Raw genomic sequence first — 19,378 nt, 5'->3', positions numbered from 1 at the left:
CGTCACCCGGTGTTCGCTCTCCGACCGGCTCCGACGGGCCCGGGGAACGGGCTCAGCCGCTCCACCCCACGTCCTGGAAGCGCGGCCAGCCGTACCCCCAGACCCCGGCGCCCGCGACACCCGCCCGGACGCCGACCAGCTCGGGCCGCTGGTAGAGCGGCACCGAGTGGCCGAGCTGCCAGATCCGCACGTCCGCCTCCTGGAGCAGGCCGAGCCGGGCGGCCGGGTCGAGCTCGGCGGTGGCGCGGTCGAAGAGCCGGTCGATCTCCTCGGTTCCGCTGCGGGCGTAGTTGCTGCCGAGGTCGAGGGTGCCGTCGGCGTCGGGCCGGGGCTTGGCGTAGACGGGCCGCTGCTCGCTCGCCGGGCTGGTGCCGGCGGGCCAGGAGAACAGGGCGAGGTCGTACTCCCCGGCGGCCAGCTGGTCCTGGACGAAGGTGTCGGCGGACGCCGTCACGGCCTTCACCTCGACACCGGACTCGCCGAGGTCGGCGGTGAGCGCGTCGGCGGTCCGCTTGGCGGTCGCGGAGCCGGCCGGGACGAGCAGGGTGAGGGTGAGCTCCTTGTCGTCCTTGGTGCGGGTGCCGCCGGTGTCGGGCCGCTTCCAGCCCGCCTCGTCGAACAGCCGGGCGGCGTCGGCCGGGCCGGCGGCCGCACTGTTGTCGCGGTAGCCGTCCTGGTCGCCGGCGAGCAGGTGGCTGCCCAGCGGGGCGCCGGGCAGGCCGAGCGGGGTGAGCGCGGCGTCGGCGATCCGCCGCCGGTCGACGGCGCGGGTCAGGGCGAGCCGCAGGGCCGGGTCGGCGAGCGGGCCGTGGGCGGAGTTGAGGGTGAGCTGGGTGAGCGAGGCGCCGACGGCCCGGTGCACGATGACGCCGTGCAGTCCCTCGGCCCGCCGCAGGGCCAGCGCCGCGGCCTCGGGTGCGGCGCCCGGGGGCGCCGCCTCGGCGGTCGGCGTACCGGAGGCGGCCGGGGTGTCGGTCGGCGTGGCGGAGGCGGTGGGCGTTGCGGAGGCGGCCGGAGCGGGCGCGGGCACCGCCTGGTCCACCGCCGCGGTGAGCGGGGCGATGTCCAGCCGGTTCTGGTCGAGCGCGTCCAGCCGGCCCTCCGGCGGCGTGGCGATGAACTCGATCCGGTCGGTCTTCGGCTGGTCCCCCCACCACCGCGGGTTGCGGGCGAGGACGACCTGCCCGCCCGCGGCGTCGTACCCGGAGACGGTGTACGGCCCGGCGCTCAGGTGCTCTCCGCCGGCCAGCGCCCGGTTGAACGCGGCCGGGGTGGCCGTCTCGGCCGCCGGGTAGAGCGGGCCGAACAGCGAGCGCCATTCGGCGTACGGGCGCCGGAAGGTCACCCGGACTTCGTGCGGGTCGGCGCCCTGGGCGATCGCCTCGATGGCGTCGTACCCGGCCGGGCGGCCGCCCTGGTAGGCCGGGTCGAGGCCGGAGAGGGCGGCCCGCTGGGCGGTCAGGTCGGCGGCCGTGAGCGGGGTGCCGTCGCTCCAGACCGCGCGCGGGTTGAGCCGGTAGGTGACGACCTGCGGCTGCTTCCCGGGCGGGGTGGACTCGGCGCCGACCAGGTAGTCCGGGTCGGGGACGAGCCGGCCGTGCCCGTCGGGCCGGAACAGCGAGGGGTAGAGGGCGTGCGCGAGCAGTGCCGAGTCGGCGGTCGCCTCGCCCTGGTAGACGTTGAGCGTGGCCGGGACGCCGTCCACGGCCCAGCGCAGCCTGCCGCCGCCCCGGACGGCGGTGCGGTCGGCGGTCCGGACGTCCCCGGTGCCGGAGGTGGGGTCGGCCGAGGCCGGCGCGGGGTCGGGGGTACGGGCCGGATCCGGGCCGTACGAGCAGCCGCCGAGGCCGACGGCGAGCAGCAGCGCGACGGCTGCGGTGGTGAGCTGGCGGACGCGCATGGCGGCCATGGAACGCCGTCCGGGCGCCCGGGCCCGGGCCGACACGGCGGACCGCCCGCCGACTGCACCCGGACGGCCGAACCGCCGAGGGCCTCCAGCCGCCCTAGATCCCCAGCTCGAACCAGACGATCTTGCCCTTGGGCGTCCGCCGGCTGCCCCAGCGCTCGGCCAGCAGGCTGACCAGTTGCAGGCCGCGCCCGCCCTCGTCGGTCTCCTGGGCGCGCCGCTGCCGGGGCTGGGCGTAGCCGTCGTCCCAGACCTCGCAGACCAGGCCGCGGTCGCGCAGCAGCCGCAGCCGGATCTCGCCCCGGCCGTGCTTGAGCGCGTTGGTGACCAGTTCGCTGACCAGCAGCTCGGTGGTGTCCACGAGCTCCTCCAGGCCGCGGGTCAGCAGCCAGCTGCAGGCCAGCTCGCGGGCCTTGGCGACGGAGGTGGGCTCGGGCGGCAGGAACCAGTTGCCGACGGCGTCCTCGGGGAAGGCGTGCACCTTGGCCATCAGCAGGGCGATGTCGTCCTCGCCGTGGTGCGGGTTGAGCTCGCCGAGGACGTGCTCGCAGAGTTCTTCGAGGCCCTTGCCCTTGGCCGACAGCGCGGTGCGGAAGCCGCGCAGGCCCTCGTCCAGCTGGTGCTTGCGGCTCTCCACCAGGCCGTCGGTGTAGAGGCCGAGGATGGCGCCGTCCGGGAGGGTCAGCTCGACCTCCTCGAAGGGCTCGCCGCCGACGCCGAGCGGCAGACCGGGCGGGACGTCGAGCATCCGGGCGGGTTCGCCGGGGCTGAGCAGGACGGGCGGCAGGTGGCCGGCGTTGGCGATCCAGCAGCGCCGGGTGACGGCGTCGTAGACCGCGTAGACGCAGGTGGCCAGGTAGACCTCGCGGGCCTCCTCGTCGGCGGCGGAGGTGAGCCGGCCGTACGGGGTGGGCGGGCCGGCCGCCACGGTGTCGCCGCCGAGGCCGCGGGCGATCTCGTCGAGGGCGGTGAGCACCTCGCCGGGCTCCAGGTCGAGCATGGCGAGGGTGCGGACGGCGGTGCGCAGCTGGCCCATGGCGACGGCGGCGCGCAGGCCGCGCCCCATCACGTCGCCGATGACCAGGGCGGTGCGGTTGCCGGGCAGCGGGATGACGTCGAACCAGTCGCCGCCGACCTCGGTGTTGTTGTTGCTGGGCAGGTAGCGGCAGGCGATCTCCAGGCCGCTGGCGGCCGGGTTGCCCGGGGGCAGCAGGCTGCGCTGGAGGATCAGGGCGCGCTCGTGCTCGCGGCGGTAGAGCCGGGCGTTGTCGATGCAGACGGCGGCGCGGGCGACGAGTTCCTCGGCGATGGCGACGTCGCGGGCGTCGAAGGGCTCGCTGCCGATCGCGCGGGAGAGCTGGACGAGGCCGAGCACCTGGTCGCGGGCGACCAGCGGGACGATCAGGGTGGAGCGCAGCAGCGGGTCGGGCCCGGGCTCGGGGACGACGCTGCGGCCGGTGCGCAGCGCCCGGGCGTGCGGGGAGCGTCGCGGGTAACAGAGGGTGCCGCCGGCCTCGGCGATGGGCAGGCCGGTGACCGAGCCGAGCACCGAGGAGGCGCCGCCGATGACGCTGGAGACGGCGACCCGGCGCAGTTCGCCGCTGCCGTCGGTGAGCACGGTGTCGCCGAGCCGGCCGGCGCTGGGCACGGTCTCGCCGGAGAGCAGCGCGGTGTACAGGTCGACGGTGGCGAGGTCGCAGAACGGCGGGACGACGACGTCGAGCAGTTCCTTGGCGGTGGTCTCCAGGTCGAGGGTGGAGCCGATGTGCGCGCTGGCCTCGTTGAGCAGGGCGAGGTTGCGGCGGACGCCGTCGGCCTCGCGCTCGGCGACGTGCCGGCTGGTGACGTCGGAGACCTGCCCGGCGAGGCCGATCGGCTGTCCGGCCGCGCCGTTGAGGCGGTACAGCGAGACGGCCCAGAGCCGGTTGCCCTCGCGGGTGGGGACGGCGCCGTGGAAGCGCAGGTCGAAGACGGGCTCGCCGGTGGCGAGGACCTTGCGCAGGGCGGCGGTGAGGCGGTCGGCCTCGGACGGCGGGAAGAGGTCGTGCGGGGTGAGGCCTTCGAGGTCGGTGGGGGCCAGGCCCATGCCGGAGGCGAAGGCGTCGTTGACCCGCTGGAGGCGCAGCCGGTCGTCGAAGAGGATGAAGCCGGTGGGCGTCTGCCCGAAGACGGCCTCGGAGGCGGCGAGGTCGGTCTCGACCCGGCGCAGTCGGCCGAGGTCGACGGCCAGGCAGGTGGCGCCGGCGGTGGGCAGGGCGCTGTCGGGCATCAGGTAGAGCTCGGCGAGGCCCTCGCCGCCGGCGGCGTCCCGGTAGGGGGCGGTGCCGACCCACTCCTCGCCGGCCAGGGCGCGTTCCAGCCGCGCGCGGCCGCGCTGCCAGAGTTCGCGGGGGACGAAGGTGGTGATCGGGTCGGCGCCGACGGCGTCGGGGGCGGGGACGCCGAAGAACTCGGCGGCGCGCTCGCTCCACTGGCTGATCCGGCCGTCGGGGCCGATGGTGAAGGTGGCGACCCGGATGTAGTCGTAGATCGACCCGGGGCCGCCCGCGCCCCACGGGTGGTCCGCGGCCCCGGGGTGGTGACCGAGGCCCACGGGGCCGGCGCCGGGCGGGTCCGCCGGTACGGGCAGGTGCGGTGAACCGGCCTGCCCGGGCACGACAGCATGACCGCTGCTGCTCGGCGCGTTCCGCGCCGGGGTGCTGTTCAACGGACCGACCCCTCCAACCCGCGACCGTCCGGATGTCGAGAAGACCGAGTATTCATCATCGAGGGGTACGTTCACACGCCCTCAACATCACAACATCAGATCGGGCGAAGGTTTTTGTCCTACCGCCCGCGCAACCACAATGCCACGTCCGCGCCCCCTTCCGGGCTGCGCGCTCCCCCCGGCCACCTGCTGGCATATGCGGTTCCGTCCTCCTCGCCCCCGCTCGGGCTCACGCCCCCGACCCGCTGCGCTCCCTATGACTCGTCGGGCTCATTACCCGGCAGCGTCTGCTCGAACCAGACCACCTTGCCGATGCCCTCGGCCCGGGCACCCCAGCGCAGTGCCAGGCGGCGGACCAGTTCCAGGCCCCGGCCGCCCTCGTCGGCCTCGGCCGCGTGCCGCTCCCGGGGCGGGTCGGGCAGCGGGTCGGAGATCTCGACCAGCAGCGTCTCGCCGAGCGTCAGCCGCACGCCGATGGGGGCGCTGGCGTACCGGACGGCGTTCGTGACCAGCTCGCTGACCAGCAGCTCCGTGGTGTCGGTGAGCTCCTCGACGCCCCACTCGGCGAGCGCGGAGCGGACCAGCCGGCGGGCCCGGGAGACGGCGGTGGGCTCGGCGGGCAGGGTCCAGCCGACCGTCGGGGTGCCGGCCTGGCCGTGGCCGAGCCGGGCCAGCAGCAGCGCGACGTCGTCCGGCTCGCGGCCCTGCTCCATGGTGCCGAGCACGGCCTCGCAGGCGGCCTGGATGGAGGCGTGCGGCTCCTGGAGCACGGTGACCAGCCGGCCGAGGCCGACGTCGAGGTCCTTGTCCCGGGACTCGACCAGGCCGTCGGTGCAGAGGGCGAGCAGGCTGCCCTCGGGGATCTTCAGTTCGACGGATTCGAACGGGACGCCGCCGACGCCGAGCGGGGCGCCGGAGGGGAGGTCGAGGATCCGGCCCGCGCCGCCGCGCAGCGGGCCGCCGGTCCGGGTCGGCTCCCCGCCCTCCTCGCCCGGCACCACCAGGACGGGCGGGATGTGCCCGGCCTTGGCGACGGTCAGTCTGGCCGTCCCCGGGTCGAACACCGCGTAGACGCAGGTGGCGAGCAGCGCCTCGTCCGGGCCCTGGGCCAGGTCGTCGGCCAGTTCGTGGACGTGCCGCAGCAGGACGTCCGGCGGCAGGTCGAGGGCGGCCAGCACCCGGACGGCGGTGCGCAGCCGGCCCATGGTGGCGGCGGCCCGCAGTCCGTGGCCCATCACGTCGCCGACCACCAGCGCGGTGCGGTCGCCGGGCAGCGGGATGACGTCGAACCAGTCGCCGCCGACCTCGGCGCCGCTGCTGCCGGGCACGTACCGGTAGGCGACCTCGACGCCGGTGGGCTGCGGGACCTGCTGCGGGAGCAGGGTGCGCTGGAGGGTGAGCGCGGCGGTGCGCTCGCGGGCGTACAGCCGGGCGTTGTCCAGCGAGCTGCCGGCCCGGTCGGCCAGCTCGACGGTGAAGGCCAGGTCGTCCCGGTCGAAGCCCTCCCGGTAGCCGCCCCGGCTGACCAGCAGCAGGCCGATCACGATGCCGCGGGCGCGTAGCGGGACGACCAGCATGGAGTGCACGCCCAGGTCGTGGGCGGCCTGCGTCTTCGGGTCGCCGGGGTACGTCACGTCGTCGAGCTGGTCCGCGCCGGAGAGCAGTTCGGGGACGCCGGTGCGCAGCACCCGGCCGCAGGCGGAGTCCTCGGCGAAGGTGATCCGGGCGCCGCGGCGGAGCATCACCTCGACCTCGGGGCCGTCCTGGACGGAGGCGGTGCCGAGCTGGAGCAGCGAGGTGCGGCGGTCGTGGCCGTGCCGGGGCAGGTCGTCGCCGTGCGCGACGGCCTGCAGCAGGATCACCGCGGAGTGGTCGGTGAGCCGGGGGACGACGGAGCTGGCGAGCTCCTGGGCGATCCGGGCGGCGTCGAGCAGGTCGCCGACCCGGGAGCCGAACTCGTTGAGCAGCGAGAGCCGGCGCCGGGCGTGCTCGACCTTGGCGACGGCGCGGTAGCGCTCGGTCACGTCCATCACGGTGCCGGAGATGCCGAGCACCCGGCCGGAGCGGTCGGTCATCCGGCTGTAGGAGATCGAGCGGTAGCCGGAGCGGGCGGTGACCGGGGAGGCCAGGGTGACGTCGATGACCGGCTCGCCGGTGGCCAGCACCTGGCGCTGGATCGCGGTGACCTCGTCGGCGGCCCGCTCGGGCAGGGTCTCGCCGGTGGTCCGGCCGACGTGGTCCTCCAGGGCGACGCCGTTCATCTCGGCCAGGGTCTGGTTGACGGCGGTGTAGCGCAGCTCGGTGTCCATGATCGCGATGCCCAGCGGGGACTGCTCGAACAGCGCGTCACGGACGGCGAGGTCGCGCTCGACGGCCCGGACGGCGGCCGCCTCGGCCATGTTGACCTGGAGGAACGGGGTGCCGTCGCCGTCCACCAGGAGGGAGATCCGGGCGTCCACCGCGATCGGCACGCCGTCCCGGTCGCGCAGTTCGGCGTTGCCGGCCCAGCGGCCGTGGCGCAGGGTGTCCTGGATCGCGGCCCGGATCCGGCCGACCTGCTCCTCGTCGGGGATCAGCTCGTCGATCCGGCGGCCGACCAGCAGCTCGTTCGGCCAGCCGAGCAGTTCCTCGGCGGCCGGGCTCCAGAGCACCACCCGGCCCGCGGTGTCCAGGATCGCGATGGCGACCTTCAGCATGTCGAGCAGGCTGCCCTCGCCCGGTACGCCGGGGCCGTACGGGGCGTCGGACGGCCCGCCGGGGAACGGTCGGGCGGGCCGGCTGCGCAGGCCGGGCTGGGGGCCCGGGTCGGAGACGGGGACGGCCAGGGCCGGCGCCGGCTGGTCGGGCCGCGGGACGTCGGGGGCATCGGCGGCGTCCCGCCGACGGCGGCCGGCCGGCGGCTGCGGGGCGGCGGGCTGGGCACCCCGGCGCAGCCGGGCGCGGGCGGCTGCGCTCCCCGCGGCGCCTGTCCGCCGTGCTCCTCCGCCGCCGTTCCCGGTACTCGACACCGACGGGGCCTCCGGCTCTGGTCGGGATCGGCGTCGCCGGCTGGGGCGGCTCACCGATGGTGACGAATAGTGCCGAAAAGTGACATACCCAGCAGAACCCAGGCTATCCCGGCCGCCGGGTCGTCTTGTCTGATTGACCTACCCCGTACCCCGCGCGTCGCACACCGGCTCAGGCCGCCCTATGCATGGAGCAACCGGGCGACGTGCGGCAGGACGTCGCGGTCGTGCTCGATCCAGTCGACGCTGTCCAGCTCGGCCGGGCCGAGCCAGCGCAGCTCGTCGTGGTCCTCCAGAGGACGGGGGTCGCCGGCCAGCAGCTCGGCCGCCCAGAAGCGCAGCTCCAGACCCGGCCGGACGCTCCACGCGCCCGGCAGCCGCTCCAGCGCCCGCGCCCGGACACCCAGTTCCTCCAACAGCTCCCGCTCCAGCGCCTGCGCCTCGGTCTCGCCGGGTTCGGCCTTCCCGCCCGGGAACTCCCAGCGCCCCGCCACCGCCGCGGGCGCGCTGCGCCGGGCGGCGAGCACCCGGCCCCGGTGGATGAGGGCGCCGCCGACGACGATCCGGGGCTCGACGGGGTTCTCGCTGGCCTTGTCCATGGGCCCGACCTTAGGGCGTGTCCGCCCCCGCGCCGTCCGCAGCCTCGGGCTCGGCCTCGACCCAGTACAGCTGCTTGTGGCCGCGGGCCTCGAACTCGGCCGCCAGCCGCTCCGCCGCGAGGCGGTCGAGCCCGCCCGCGACCAGGAAGCGGTTGCCGTTGTCGTCCTGCCGCATCACCCGAAAGGCGCTCATGGCGGGGAGCGTATCCCCGGCCTGCGTGGGGGTCGGGCCGGGGATCCGCCCCCACGACGCTACGGACGGCTCGCTACCGGCAGGTACGGGCGCGGTTAACGGCGGGTAACCCGGCCGCGCCCGGCGGCTCAGAACCGTCGGCGGCTCAGACCCCTCGGCGGCTCAGACCTGGAGGTCGGGCACCTGCTCGCCGGTGGACAGGCCGAGCCCGCGCCGGATCTCGATGCTGAGCGGCACCGACTTGGTCACCAGCGCCCGGGCCCGTCGGACGTCGCCCTCCAGGTCGTCGCCGGAGGCCGCCGCGTCCCAGGCGGTCGCGGCCGCCTCCTGGGCCGCGGCCAGCTTGCGGACCGCCGGCTTGACCTCGGCCGGCCACGCCGCCGACGCCTTGTTCAGCGCCGTGGCCTCCGCGTGGGAGGCGGTGGACATCCGCCGGGCCCACGTCCGGTACTCGGACGACGCGTCCGCGAAGCCCTTGCTCGGCTGCTCCGCGTAGGCGTCGTTGAAGCCCCGGACGGCCTCCAGGTAGGCCAGCTGGGCGGGGTTCAGGCTGCCCCGGTCGGTGCGGACCGTCCCCAGGTGCTCGCCGTCGCGGTCCTCGAACGCGCAGGTGACGTAGCGGTCGCCGGACCTCCAGTTGCCCCGGGTCGGGTAGAGGTAGACGTCGTCCATGCCGTCCGGGATCGCCCACTGGTCGAGGGCGTAGTCGTCGAGCACCGTGCGGCACAGGTCGGCGGCCTGCAGGCGGACCGTCGCCTCGCCCGGGTAGGACGGGCCGTCGCTCGCCGGGATCCGGGCGGTGCCGGCCACCTCGCCGTGGTGCGCGGCCGAGCACGGCACCCGGCGGACCCAGTAGAGCGTCTCGTCGCCGCCCTCGGGGTCGGCCCGGCTGCCGTTCTCGGGGGTGTTGTAGCAATCCCCGGACTTCAGCGCGGCCCACGGGACGGATCCGGCCGGGGCCTTCGTGGACTGGTCGAACCTGCCGCCCCCGGGGAACTCGAAGGTCGAACCGGCCACGGCGAGCGACAGCAGCACCGTGCCGACCACGCCGAGCACCAGGCCGGTCACCGCCATGCCGAAGCCGCGCTCCTTGCGGCGGTTGATCTGGACCAGCGCGATGATGCCGAACACCAGGGCCACCGGCGCCACCACGACCAGGCCGGTCACCAGGGCGGCGACCGCGAAACCGTTGGTGACGGGGGCGGGCCGGGGGTAGGGGAAGCCGGGCTGGAGGCCGGACTGTGCGGCGGGCGGCACCGATGCCCAGCCGCCGGCGGGCAGCGGCGGGGGCGGGGGCTGCGGCGGGGCCTGCGACGGCAGGGGCGCGGCCCACGGGTTGGCGGGCGCGGGTGGGGCGGTCGGCACGGGCGGGGCGGCGGGCGCGGGCGGCTCGGGCTGCGCCTGCTGCTCCGCATGCTCCGACTGCCCCGTCCGCTCGGCCTGCTTCGCCGTCGCGGCCTCGTGGGCCGGTATGCGGGGATCGGCCGCGGGCGGCTCGGACGCAGGCTTGGACACGTGGACTCCCCCGGCCCGCCGGTACGGGCATCGACTCGGCAGCTCGACTCGTCGGCTCGCCCCCTCCAGCAGCGGGCCGGACGGGCCCGAACGGCCCCAGTACGAGCGGACGCGCGACTTTACCCGATCTTTCCGAACGCCCGCGCGACCGTTTCTCCCACCCCGTCGCCCGGCCCCGCCCTCGACCCGTCGCCGGCCCCGACCCTGCCCCCGGTCAGCCGCGCGCCAGGATCTCGCCGTGCAGCATGGAGAACCAGCCGTCCCCGGCGGCACTCCACTCCTGCCAGCCGGCCGCGATCCGCGCCAGTTCGGCCTGGTCCGCGAAGCCCCGCTCCACCGCCGTCCGGCCGATGGCGGAGCCGGTCACCCGGTCCGCCCACATCCCGCCCCACCAGGCGCGCTGCTCGGGCGTCGCGTACGTCCAGGTGGTGGCGGTCGCGGCGATGTCGGTGAAGCCCGCCGCCCGCGCCCAGGACAGCAGCCGCCGCCCGGCGTCCGGCTCGCCGCCGTTGGCGCGGGCGATCCGCTCGTACAGTTCCAGCCAGCGGTCCAGCGCGGGCGCCTCGGGGAACCAGGTCATCGACGCGTAGTCGACGTCCCGGGCCGCGACCACACCGCCCGGCGCCGCGACCCGGCGCATCTCGCGCAGCGCGGCCACCGGGTCGGCCACGTGCTGCAACACCTGGTGGGCGTGCACCACATCGAACTCACCTTCCTGGTGTGGCAGTTCGTGGACATCGGCGATCTCGAACACGACATTGGACAGGCCCCGGCCGGCCACGTACGCGGCGGCCTGCTCCAGCACCTCGCCGGAGGTGTCCACGGCCACCACGCGACCGCCCGGGCCGACCAGCTCGGCCAGGTCGGCGGTGATCGTGCCGGGCCCGCAGCCGATGTCCAGCAGCGCCTGCCCAGGGCGCAGTTCGGGCAGCAGGTAGGCGGCCGAGTCGGCGGCCGTCCGGGAGCGGTGCGAGCGCAGCACCGCCTCCTGGTAGCCGTGGGTGTAGACGGTGGCGGGCTGCCGTCCGGTCATGGTGTCCCCCTGGGGCGTGGTCGGTTTCCGCGACGCCTCCGACGCTAGCGGACGTTCCGGATGCCGAGAAGATTCGTCTCGCCTGTCGATCACCCCGCGACTGCACCACCCCCGGCGGCCGTACCGTGGGGGCGCACCCGAGAGAACGGTCCCCCCGCCCATGCCCGGCCAGCGCCCCTTCGTCCTGCTGAGCGCCGCGATGTCCCTCGACGGCCACCTCGACGACGCCTCCCCCGACCGCCTGCTGCTCTCCAACCGGGCCGACTTCGACCGGGTCGACGCCGAGCGCGCGGCCGCCGACGCCGTCCTGGTCGGCGGCAACACGCTGCGCGCCGACAATCCGCGCCTGCTGGTCAACGACCCAGCACGCCGGGCCGCCCGGCTCGCGGACGGCCGCGCCGAGCACCCGCTGAAGGTGACGCTCAGCGCGAGCGGCGCGCTCGACGCCGGCCTGCGCTTCTGGCACACCGGCGGCGCCCGGCTCGCCTACACCACGGACGCCGGCGCGACCGTGCTGCGGCCCCGCCTGGACGGGCTGGCCGAAGTGGTCGCGCTCGGCGGCGCGGTGGACCTCGGCGCGGTGCTGGACGACCTGGGCGCGCGCGGGGTGCGCCGACTGATGGTCGAGGGCGGCGGCGGCGTGCACACCCAGTTCCTGGCCCAGGGCCTGGCGGACGAGCTCCAGCTGGCGGTCGCCCCGCTGCTGGTCGGCCAGGCCGAGGCGCCGAGGTTCGTCCGCCCGGCCGCGTTCCCGGGTGGCCCGGCCCGGCGGATGCGCCTGCTGGAGGCACGTACGGTGGACGACGTCGCCCTGCTCAGGTACGCCCCGAAGGAGCCCGCCCCGTGACCGGAGCCCGTCCCGCGACCGCCGACCTCGACCACCTGCGCCGGGCCGTCGAACTCTCCCGCCGCTGCCCGCCGTCCGCGACGGCCTTCTCGGTCGGCGCGGTGATCGTCGGCGCCGACGGCGAGGTCCTGGCGGAGGGCTACAGCCGGGAGGGCGACGCGCACGACCACGCCGAGGAGGCGGCCCTCGGCAAGCTCCCGGCCTGCGACCCGCGGCTGCGCGGGGCGACCGTCTACAGCTCGCTCGAACCGTGCGGACAGCGCGCCTCGCGGCCGGCGCCGTGCGCCCGGCTGCTGATCGTGGCGGGCGTGCCGCGGGTGGTGGTGGCCTGGCGCGAACCGGACCTGTTCGTCACCGACTGCCAGGGCACGGCCCTGCTGGCGGCGGCCGGGGTCGAGGTGGTGGAGCTGCCGGAGCTCGCCGAGGCGGCCCGCGCGGTCAACGCCCATCTGCTCGGCTGATCTTTTGTATCATCGGGGAACAAAGCTCGTCCTTCCTTGCCCGAGGAGCAGCCCCATGCCCACCGCACCCCTCCAGCTGACCGCTCGCGCCCTCCTCCTGGACATGGATGGCACCCTGGTCAACTCCGACGCCGTGGTCGAGCGCTGCTGGCACCGCTGGGCCGAGCAGCACGGACTCGACCCCGTCGCCGTACTGGCCGTCGCCCACGGCCGCCAGGGCCACGCGACGATGGCCGAACTGCTGCCCGACCGCCCGGTGGAACTCAACCTCGCCGACAACCGGCGGATGCTCGCCGCCGAGCGCGCCGACACCGACGGCGTCGTCCCGATCCCCGGCGCCGCCGCCTTCCTCGCCGCCCTGAACGGCCTGCCGCACGCCCTGGTCACCTCCGCCGACGAACCGCTCGCCCGCGTCCGGATGGGCGCCGCCGGCCTGCCGATGCCGCCCGTCCTGGTCACCGCCGAGTCCGTCGGCGCCAGCAAGCCCGACCCGGAGGGCTTCCTCAAGGGCGCCGCCGCCCTCGGCTTCGCCCCCGCCGACTGCCTCGCCTTCGAGGACTCCGACGCCGGCATCACGGCCGCCCGCGCCGCCGGCATCCGCGTCATCGGCATCGGCCCCCGCGCCACCGCCCACCGACCCGACGCCCACGCCGCCACCCTCGACAACATCACCGTGACCACCACACCGGACGGCGTCATCACCGTCAGCATCCACCCCTGACCGAGCCGACCGCCCGCCCCGCAAGACCGCTCGATACATTGTGTACACATGGAACACTCGGTACTCTTGAGCGCATGACGCAGCCCTTGCCCATAGAGTCCATCCGCGACGTACGCGCGCACCTGGCCGAGGTCGTGGAGCGCGCCGACCGGGACGACGTACCCACGGTGATCACGCGCCGAGGCAAAGAAGTCGCCGCCGTGGTGTCCATCGAGGTACTTCGGAAGTACCAGAAGTGGGAAGAGCGCGAGATCAACCGGATCATCGACGAGCGCATGGCGAATCCGGCAGTCGGCATCCCGATCGAGGACGTCATGAGGGAGACGCTGGCGCGCAATGAGTGAGTTCCGGACGGTCTTCCGACCCGAGGCCCAGGCCGAACTCCGGAAGATCCCTCGCGACATGGCGCTGCGCATCCTGGCCAAGCTGACCGAACTGGAGACCGATCCCCTCGGCTTCAACACCACTGCACTCGTCTCCCAGCCCGAGCGTCGCCGCCTGCGCGTCGGCGACTACCGCGTCGTCTACACGATCGACAACGGGGAATTGGTGATCTGGGTCGTCCACGTGGGACATCGGTCCACCGTTTACGAGGCTTGACGACCACGGACCCGGCGTCAGAACATCCAGCACCCATCCAGCACGATGACGCGGAAGGGGCCGGACTCGACAGAGCCCGGCCCCTTCCGACCTGCACATTCGACCAATCAGTCAACTTGCAGCAACCAGACGGCTACACGTTGAAGCGGAATGTCGAGCACAGAGCTCCGACCTGAGGAAACGTGACTTCGGAGGGGGTCATCCCAGCACCATCCCAGCACGGGAGAGGCGTCCCAGCACGCCCTGCCACCCTGACCCCCTCCGCGAACAGTTGACGTAGCGAGCAACTCGGAAACCTCGGCCGCGCGAAAATTCGGCCCCCGTCAGTCGTTGGAGGTGGCCGCAGACTACCGTTCGTCGCCAGGCTCATCCACGGCTAGGAGGACTGCGAGCCACAGACCGGCAGACTGGGGAAGACGAGGCGGCGCGGGCTCTCATCAACGATGTGGAGAGCAACCGACACACGTAACGGCCCTCCTCGCCAGTAGGCTTGGGCGGATCCGCCCGGCGAGCTTCCGGAGACAGCATGCTGACCCGCATCGAAGTCCACGGGTTCAAGAACCTCCTGGACCTGTCCATCGACTTCGGACCCTTCACCTGCATCGCAGGGGAGAACGGCACCGGCAAGTCGAATGTTTTCGACGCCATCCAGTTCCTCTCCCTGCTGGCCGACCAGTCGATGATGGAAGCGGCCCAAGAGGTCCGGGGCGTACACGGTGAGCGCCAGGGTGACCCTCGTGACCTCTTCTGGAAGGGCTTCGAGCCTGGCCATCACCGGATGCGATTCGCCGCCGAGATGATCGTCCCGCTCAACGCGGAGGACGACTTCGGCCGGGCCGCGAAGGCCACGACCACGTTTCTGCGGTACGAGTTGGAGGTCGGCTACCAGGAGCCGTCCGGCCTAGACCGTTTCGGCCGCCTCACCCTCCTCCATGAGACGCTGAGTCACATCACCAAAGGCAAGGCCCCCCGGCACCTTCTCTTCCCCCACAGCGTGAAGGACTTCCGCAACAGCGTCATTCAGGGCCATCGCAGCGGCGCCCCCTTCATCTCAACGACGACCGAATCCGGCGAGTCGGTGGTCAAAATCCACCAGGACGGTGGCAGTCGGGGCCAGCCCAAGCCAGCCGCAGCGTCCCGTGCACCCGCAACAGTCGTCTCCACCATCACCAGCAGTGACGACCCCACCATCCTCGCGGCTCGCCGTGAGATGCAGTCCTGGCGACGGCTAGCTCTTGAGCCGTCGGCTCTGCGCAGGTCCGACCGCTATGTCGACCCACAGGTAATGGGCGCCGACGGCTCCCACCTCCCCGCGACACTCTTCCGTGTGGCCCACGGCACTCCCGGCGCGGATCCCAGCCAGATCTACGCCAGGCTGGCGGGACGTCTATCGGACCTGACCGGTATCCATATCCGCGATCTGGATGTCGATCAGGACGAGGTCCGGCAGCTCCTCACAGTCAACGTACGCGAGGTGGCCGGCATGACGCTGCCCGCCCGTAGCCTCTCCGAGGGCACCCTGCGCTTCCTGGCCTTGTGCGTCCTGCTCGAAGACACGTCCGTAAGTGGTCTGATCTGCATGGAGGAGCCCGAGAATGGCATCCATCCCGCGAATCTCAACGCCATGGTCGCCCTTGTCCAGGACCTTGCCGTCGACCCGTCAGAGGAACCTGGAACAGACAATCCGTTCCGGCAGGTACTGATCAACACACACTCACCCGGGGTCGTACAACTCGTCGAACCTGAAGACCTCTTGTTCGCCGACACCGCTATCCACATGGCCGAGAACGGCTCTCTGAACCGGGCTCTCCGCCTGCGTCCACTGGCCGAGACGTGGCGGGCCACGAGGGCGGGAGGCGACTTCGTGACAAAGGCAGACATCCTGCCGTACCTCACCACACCCATCGGAGCGCAGCTCACGCTGGACTGGGGGGTCGCGTGACCGCCCGCGTTCTGTTCATTGGTGAGGGCAGCAGCGACAACGGCCTCGTACCGCACGTCGAATCCATTGCCGTGCGCAGGGGGCTCGACGTCTCGATCACCGTCCCTGACTTCGGCCTACTGCGGCCACCGCCCGGCCATTCCGTCCGGGACAAACTGCGGGCAGCCCGTAAGTTGCACGGAACCTACGACTTGGTTGTGGTGCAACGGGATGCCGACCGGGGTCCCGCCCAGGACCGCAGGAACGAGATCGAAGAGGCAGTGTGCGCCGAGTGGCCCGGTCTCCGGCACGTCGCTGTAGTACCTGTCCGCATGCTGGAAGCCTGGCTGCTTCTCGATGAGGCATGTCTGCGCCAGGTCGCCGAGAACCCGAGCGGCCGCGTCAGCCTTGATCTCCCCAAGGGCATCGCGGCAGAAAAGGTCGCCGACCCTAAACAGCTCCTCAAGGACTCGCTCGCGCAGGCAAGCGAGTACAAAGGACGCCGCCTCTCCCAGTTCCAGAAGCGCTTCTCACAGCACCGGCTGCGCATGCTCGAACTTTTGGACCCGGAGGGCCCGGTGACCTGCCTTCCGTCATGGCAGGATTTCGTCAAGGATCTAGACGAAGCGTTCGAGATACTCAACGACTGACCTAGCCCAAACCGCACAACTACCTTCAGGTGCAGCAAACTTCACGCGCAGCCGCCCCACGGCCAGTCGCCTCGTCGATGTCGGCCCAACAATATGCTGCGTCCGCATGATCGGGGCCGCCCTGCCCCACGCACACTTGGCGAGAGCGTCCTGGCTACGGCCGTGCGTGATCGCCGGCCGACGGCGCGGAGGCGACCGAAAGTGGGCGCCGCGGCAGCAGCCGTCTCTTGAGCATGAGGTAAGCGTCCTCTGTGATCAGAGGGCGTCTGTCGAGCTGCGGTCGCTTATCTCACAAGCCTTACCGAGCCCAGCACGGTAAAGGTGAGCAGGGACGAAAATTGGCGACACGGGCTCAGATTTCCCAGCACCATCCCAGCACGGGAAACAAGCAGGGCCCGACTCCGTAGAGCCGGGCCCCTTGTGACCTGCATGTTTGCCAAGTCAGCGACGTGGTGTTATTTCATCCGCTTAGACGTTGAAGCGGAACTCCACCACGTCGCCGTCCTGCATGATGTATTCCTTGCCCTCGATGCGGGCCTTGCCCTTGGAGCGGGCCTCGGCGATGGAGCCGGTCTCGACCAGGTCGGCGAAGGAGATCACCTCGGCCTTGATGAAGCCCTTCTGGAAGTCGGTGTGGATGACTCCGGCGGCCTCGGGGGCGGTGGCGCCCTTCTTGATGGTCCAGGCGCGGGTTTCCTTGGGGCCTGCGGTGAGGTAGGTCTGCAGGCCGAGGGTGTCGAAGCCGACCCGGGCGAGGGTGGCGAGGCCGGGCTCCTCCTGGCCCATCGACTGGAGCAGCTCCAGGGCCTCGTCGTCGTCGAGCTCGATCAGCTCGGACTCGATCTTGGCGTTGAGGAAGATCGCCTCGGCCGGGGCGACCAGCTCGCGCTGGACGTTCTTGAAGTCCTCGTCGGCCAGCTCGGCCTCGTCCACGTTGAAGACGTAGAGGAAGGGCTTGGCGGTCAGCAGGTGGAGGTCGCGGATCGGGGTGGTGTCGAAGCCGGCCTCGAAGAGGGTCTTGCCGGTCTCCAGGACCGCCTGCGCGGCCTCGGCGGCGGCCAGCACGGGGGCGGTCTCCTTCTTCAGGCGCGCCTCCTTCTGGAGCCGCGGCAGGACCTTCTCGACGGTCTGGAGGTCGGCCAGGATCAGCTCGGTGTGGATGGTCTCGATGTCGTCCTTGGGCGACACCTTGCCGTCCACGTGCACCACGTCCGGGTCGGTGAAGGCGCGCACGACCTGGCAGATCGCGTCCGACTCGCGGATGTTGGCGAGGAACTTGTTGCCCAGTCCCTCGCCCTCGCTGGCGCCGCGCACGATGCCGGCGATGTCGACGAAGTCGACGGTGGCCGGGAGGATCCGCTGGGAGCCGAAGATCTCGGCGAGCTTGGCCAGCCGCGCGTCCGGGACGCCGACGACGCCGACGTTCGGCTCGATGGTGGCGAACGGGTAGTTGGCCGCCAGCACGTCGTTCTTGGTCAGGGCGTTGAACAGGGTCGACTTGCCGACGTTCGGCAGGCCGACGATTCCGATCGTGAGCGACATGAAGCGCAGTCCCGTGGGCTTGGAGGAGTTGGGTCGGCACCGTGCGGGCCGACCCCCAAGTCTACGGGCAGCGCCTCACGCCCCGGTCGCCGCCGGGAGGGGCTCCGGGAACTCCGGCCGGGTGCCGGGGTGGCTGGGCCGGACAGGTCAGGCCGCTGAACGACGATCACATCAGCACTCCGCCAGGAGACACGGGGCAAGACCTGAACGGTCCATTACACAGTGTGGCGATGATCGGACCGTACGTTGGGCGGGTGGAGCAGAGCATCCGTACCCAGCCGCCAGGGCCCAGACGCCGACCGCCGAACGGCGCGGCCGGGGCCGCCGTCCCCGGGCCCGGCCGGGCTCCCGAGACCGCCGGAGCCCCCGCAGCCCCCGCCGCCGCCCCCGCCGCCCGGCTACGCCCGGTAGCCGGGCCGCCCGCCGCCGCCCGCCCGGCCACCCCCAGGCTGCGGTTGCGGCTGCCGCTGCCCGGACGCTCCGAGACCCCGCTGTACGGGCGGCGCCGGACCGGACGGCCGACCCGGCTGACCGCCATCGGCACGGGCGTGGCCGCCGTGCTGGCGACGCTCGCCGTCGCGGGCCTGGACCGGCTGCTGTTCGACGGCCTCGGCTGGCTGTTCGGCCTCGGCTACCTGGCCGTCTGCTTCCAGCTGGCCGTCCGGGTGCGCTACGTCGACCTGCTGGCCGCACCGATCAGCGGGCCGATCGCCTTCGCGCTGGCGCTGCTGCTGCTCGGGCCGGTCACCTCCTCGGGCGTCACCGCCCAGGTGGTGGCGCTGGCGACCGGGCTGGCGCTGCGGGCCGGCTGGCTGTTCTCCGGCACCGGGCTGGCCGCGCTGATCGTGCTCGCCCGGTTCGTGGCCCAGCGCCGGATCCAGCGCTCCCGCTGAGCGGCGCCTCGGGCGGGCGGCCTCAGCCCGCCGCCCGGGCCGCCGCCATGGCGGCGCCGACGATGCCCGCGTCGTTGCGCAGCTCGGCCGGCACCACCCGCGCCTCCCGCTCCCGCAGCAGCGGCAGGAACTTCTCGTGCTTGCGGCTCACCCCGCCGCCGATCACGACCAGTTGCGGCGAGAACAGCATCTCGACCAGGTCCAGGTACTCGTCGACCCGCCCGGCCCACTGCTCCCAGGTCAGCCCGTGCCGTTCCTTGGCGGCCGAGGAGGCCCGGCGCTCGGCGTCCTTGCCGCGCAGTTCCAGGTGGCCCAGTTCGGTGTTGGGCACCAGCACGCCGTCGACGAAGAGCGCGCTGCCGATGCCGGTACCGAAGGTGAGCACCAGCGCCACGCCCGACTGGTCGCGCCCGGCGCCGTGCACGGTCTCGGCGAGCCCGGCCGCGTCGGCGTCGTTGAGCACGGTCGCGGGCAGGTCGAGCGCCTCGCGGAACAGGCCCGCGGCGTCCAGGCCGATCCAGCCCTTGTCCACGTTGGCGGCGGTTCTGGTCCGGCCACCGACCACCACGCCGGGGAAGGTGAGCCCGACCGGGCCCTGGTGGTCGAACTGGCGGACCACCTCGCAGACGGCGGCGACCACGGCCTCGGGGGCGGACGGCTGCGGGGTGAGCACCTTGTACCGCTCCTGGGCCAGCACGCCCCGGGCGAGGTCGACCGGGGCGCCCTTGATGCCCGAACCGCCGATGTCCACGCCGAATACCGCCGTCATCACGTCCACCCTCCGC

15 protein-coding genes and 1 pseudogene are annotated in these 19,378 nt (G+C 73.2%); 7 read left to right on the top strand and 9 right to left on the bottom strand.

The features are described from left to right. Nucleotides 1-52: 52 nt before the first annotated feature. The 7 genes from ACFVX9_RS22115 to ACFVX9_RS22085 form a co-directional block, all read right to left on the bottom strand. Entirely contained in the window at nucleotides 53-1,900 is a 1,848-nt protein-coding gene (locus tag ACFVX9_RS22115) for an ABC transporter family substrate-binding protein (RefSeq protein WP_387983100.1), read from the bottom strand. Nucleotides 1,901-2,003: 103 nt separating this feature from the next. Then, nucleotides 2,004-4,613: a SpoIIE family protein phosphatase gene (locus ACFVX9_RS22110; protein WP_380374702.1), complete on the bottom strand. Its 2,610-nt coding sequence runs from the start codon at nucleotides 4,611-4,613 to the stop codon at nucleotides 2,004-2,006. Nucleotides 4,614-4,867: 254 nt separating this feature from the next. Continuing rightward, the gene (locus ACFVX9_RS22105; protein WP_380490691.1) at nucleotides 4,868-7,621 is read right to left on the bottom strand and encodes a SpoIIE family protein phosphatase; all 2,754 of its coding nucleotides are present in this window, start codon (nucleotides 7,619-7,621) and stop codon (nucleotides 4,868-4,870) included. A gap of 179 nt (nucleotides 7,622-7,800) precedes the next feature. After that, nucleotides 7,801-8,217: an NUDIX domain-containing protein gene (locus ACFVX9_RS22100; protein WP_063347964.1), complete on the bottom strand. Its 417-nt coding sequence runs from the start codon at nucleotides 8,215-8,217 to the stop codon at nucleotides 7,801-7,803. Nucleotides 8,218-8,227: 10 nt separating this feature from the next. Next, nucleotides 8,228-8,410, bottom strand: a complete 183-nt coding sequence (locus ACFVX9_RS22095) for an SPOR domain-containing protein (protein WP_387983097.1) — start codon at nucleotides 8,408-8,410, stop codon at nucleotides 8,228-8,230. A gap of 162 nt (nucleotides 8,411-8,572) precedes the next feature. Continuing rightward, nucleotides 8,573-9,925: a DUF4190 domain-containing protein gene (locus tag ACFVX9_RS22090; protein ID WP_387983095.1), complete on the bottom strand. Its 1,353-nt coding sequence runs from the start codon at nucleotides 9,923-9,925 to the stop codon at nucleotides 8,573-8,575. A gap of 214 nt (nucleotides 9,926-10,139) precedes the next feature. Then, nucleotides 10,140-10,958, bottom strand: coding sequence for a methyltransferase domain-containing protein (locus ACFVX9_RS22085; protein WP_387983093.1), 819 nt, complete (start codon nucleotides 10,956-10,958; stop codon nucleotides 10,140-10,142). A 160-nt stretch (nucleotides 10,959-11,118) separates the two neighbouring features. On the opposite strand from ACFVX9_RS22085, the pseudogene ACFVX9_RS22080 reads away from it, so the two are divergent. The 6 genes and pseudogenes from ACFVX9_RS22080 to ACFVX9_RS22055 all read left to right on the top strand — a co-directional run bounded on the left by ACFVX9_RS22080 (nucleotide 11,119) and on the right by ACFVX9_RS22055 (nucleotide 16,158). Further along, nucleotides 11,119-12,266: pseudogene (locus ACFVX9_RS22080) on the top strand (dihydrofolate reductase family protein). A gap of 55 nt (nucleotides 12,267-12,321) precedes the next feature. Then, on the top strand, nucleotides 12,322-12,987 hold the full coding sequence (locus ACFVX9_RS22075; protein WP_380374712.1) for an HAD-IA family hydrolase: 666 nt from the start codon (nucleotides 12,322-12,324) through the stop codon (nucleotides 12,985-12,987). A 74-nt stretch (nucleotides 12,988-13,061) separates the two neighbouring features. After that, a complete protein-coding gene (locus ACFVX9_RS22070; RefSeq protein WP_380374713.1) occupies nucleotides 13,062-13,331 on the top strand; it encodes a type II toxin-antitoxin system Phd/YefM family antitoxin in 270 nt (89 codons plus the stop codon). Next, a complete protein-coding gene (locus ACFVX9_RS22065) occupies nucleotides 13,324-13,587 on the top strand; it encodes a type II toxin-antitoxin system RelE/ParE family toxin (RefSeq protein ID WP_371517250.1) in 264 nt (87 codons plus the stop codon). Before ACFVX9_RS22070 ends, ACFVX9_RS22065 begins: the two co-directional genes overlap by 8 nt. 526 nt (nucleotides 13,588-14,113) lie before the next feature. Continuing rightward, nucleotides 14,114-15,529, top strand: a complete 1,416-nt coding sequence (locus ACFVX9_RS22060; protein WP_380423923.1) for an AAA family ATPase — start codon at nucleotides 14,114-14,116, stop codon at nucleotides 15,527-15,529. After that, on the top strand, nucleotides 15,526-16,158 hold the full coding sequence (locus tag ACFVX9_RS22055) for a hypothetical protein (protein WP_380423924.1): 633 nt from the start codon (nucleotides 15,526-15,528) through the stop codon (nucleotides 16,156-16,158). The genes ACFVX9_RS22060 and ACFVX9_RS22055 overlap by 4 nt, the downstream gene beginning before the upstream one ends. 468 nt (nucleotides 16,159-16,626) lie before the next feature. Here the strand turns inward: ACFVX9_RS22055 and ychF are convergent, their stop codons facing one another. Beyond that, on the bottom strand, nucleotides 16,627-17,700 hold the full coding sequence (gene ychF, locus ACFVX9_RS22050; protein ID WP_063347971.1) for a redox-regulated ATPase YchF: 1,074 nt from the start codon (nucleotides 17,698-17,700) through the stop codon (nucleotides 16,627-16,629). Nucleotides 17,701-17,954: 254 nt separating this feature from the next. Between ychF and ACFVX9_RS22045 the strand changes: the two genes are divergently transcribed. After that, the gene (locus tag ACFVX9_RS22045) at nucleotides 17,955-18,593 is read left to right on the top strand and encodes a DUF6542 domain-containing protein (RefSeq protein WP_380424926.1); all 639 of its coding nucleotides are present in this window, start codon (nucleotides 17,955-17,957) and stop codon (nucleotides 18,591-18,593) included. 22 nt (nucleotides 18,594-18,615) lie between these two features. On the opposite strand, the gene ppgK is transcribed toward ACFVX9_RS22045, so the two are convergent. Then, nucleotides 18,616-19,362: a polyphosphate--glucose phosphotransferase gene (gene ppgK / locus ACFVX9_RS22040; RefSeq protein WP_063347972.1), complete on the bottom strand. Its 747-nt coding sequence runs from the start codon at nucleotides 19,360-19,362 to the stop codon at nucleotides 18,616-18,618. Nucleotides 19,363-19,378: the final 16 nt, after the last annotated feature.

Source organism: Kitasatospora sp. NPDC058243 (assembly GCF_042882025.1).
GTDB lineage: Bacteria > Actinomycetota > Actinomycetes > Streptomycetales > Streptomycetaceae > Kitasatospora.
This window is presented reverse-complemented; position numbering and strand designations above follow the sequence as displayed.

Excerpts from the sequence above, each read along its gene's own strand:
- ACFVX9_RS22115 (WP_387983100.1), bottom strand. The coding sequence starts at position 1,900 with ATGCGCGTCCGCCAGCTCACCACCGCAGCCGTCGCGCTGCTGCTCGCC.
- ACFVX9_RS22100 (WP_063347964.1), bottom strand. The coding sequence starts at position 8,217 with ATGGACAAGGCCAGCGAGAACCCCGTCGAGCCCCGGATCGTCGTCGGC.
- ACFVX9_RS22095 (WP_387983097.1), bottom strand. The coding sequence starts at position 8,410 with ATGAGCGCCTTTCGGGTGATGCGGCAGGACGACAACGGCAACCGCTTC.
- ACFVX9_RS22085 (WP_387983093.1), bottom strand. The coding sequence starts at position 10,958 with ATGACCGGACGGCAGCCCGCCACCGTCTACACCCACGGCTACCAGGAG.
- ACFVX9_RS22075 (WP_380374712.1), top strand. The coding sequence starts at position 12,322 with ATGCCCACCGCACCCCTCCAGCTGACCGCTCGCGCCCTCCTCCTGGAC.
- ACFVX9_RS22070 (WP_380374713.1), top strand. The coding sequence starts at position 13,062 with ATGACGCAGCCCTTGCCCATAGAGTCCATCCGCGACGTACGCGCGCAC.
- ACFVX9_RS22065 (WP_371517250.1), top strand. The coding sequence starts at position 13,324 with ATGAGTGAGTTCCGGACGGTCTTCCGACCCGAGGCCCAGGCCGAACTC.
- ACFVX9_RS22060 (WP_380423923.1), top strand. The coding sequence starts at position 14,114 with ATGCTGACCCGCATCGAAGTCCACGGGTTCAAGAACCTCCTGGACCTG.
- ychF (WP_063347971.1), bottom strand. The coding sequence starts at position 17,700 with ATGTCGCTCACGATCGGAATCGTCGGCCTGCCGAACGTCGGCAAGTCG.
- ppgK (WP_063347972.1), bottom strand. The coding sequence starts at position 19,362 with ATGACGGCGGTATTCGGCGTGGACATCGGCGGTTCGGGCATCAAGGGC.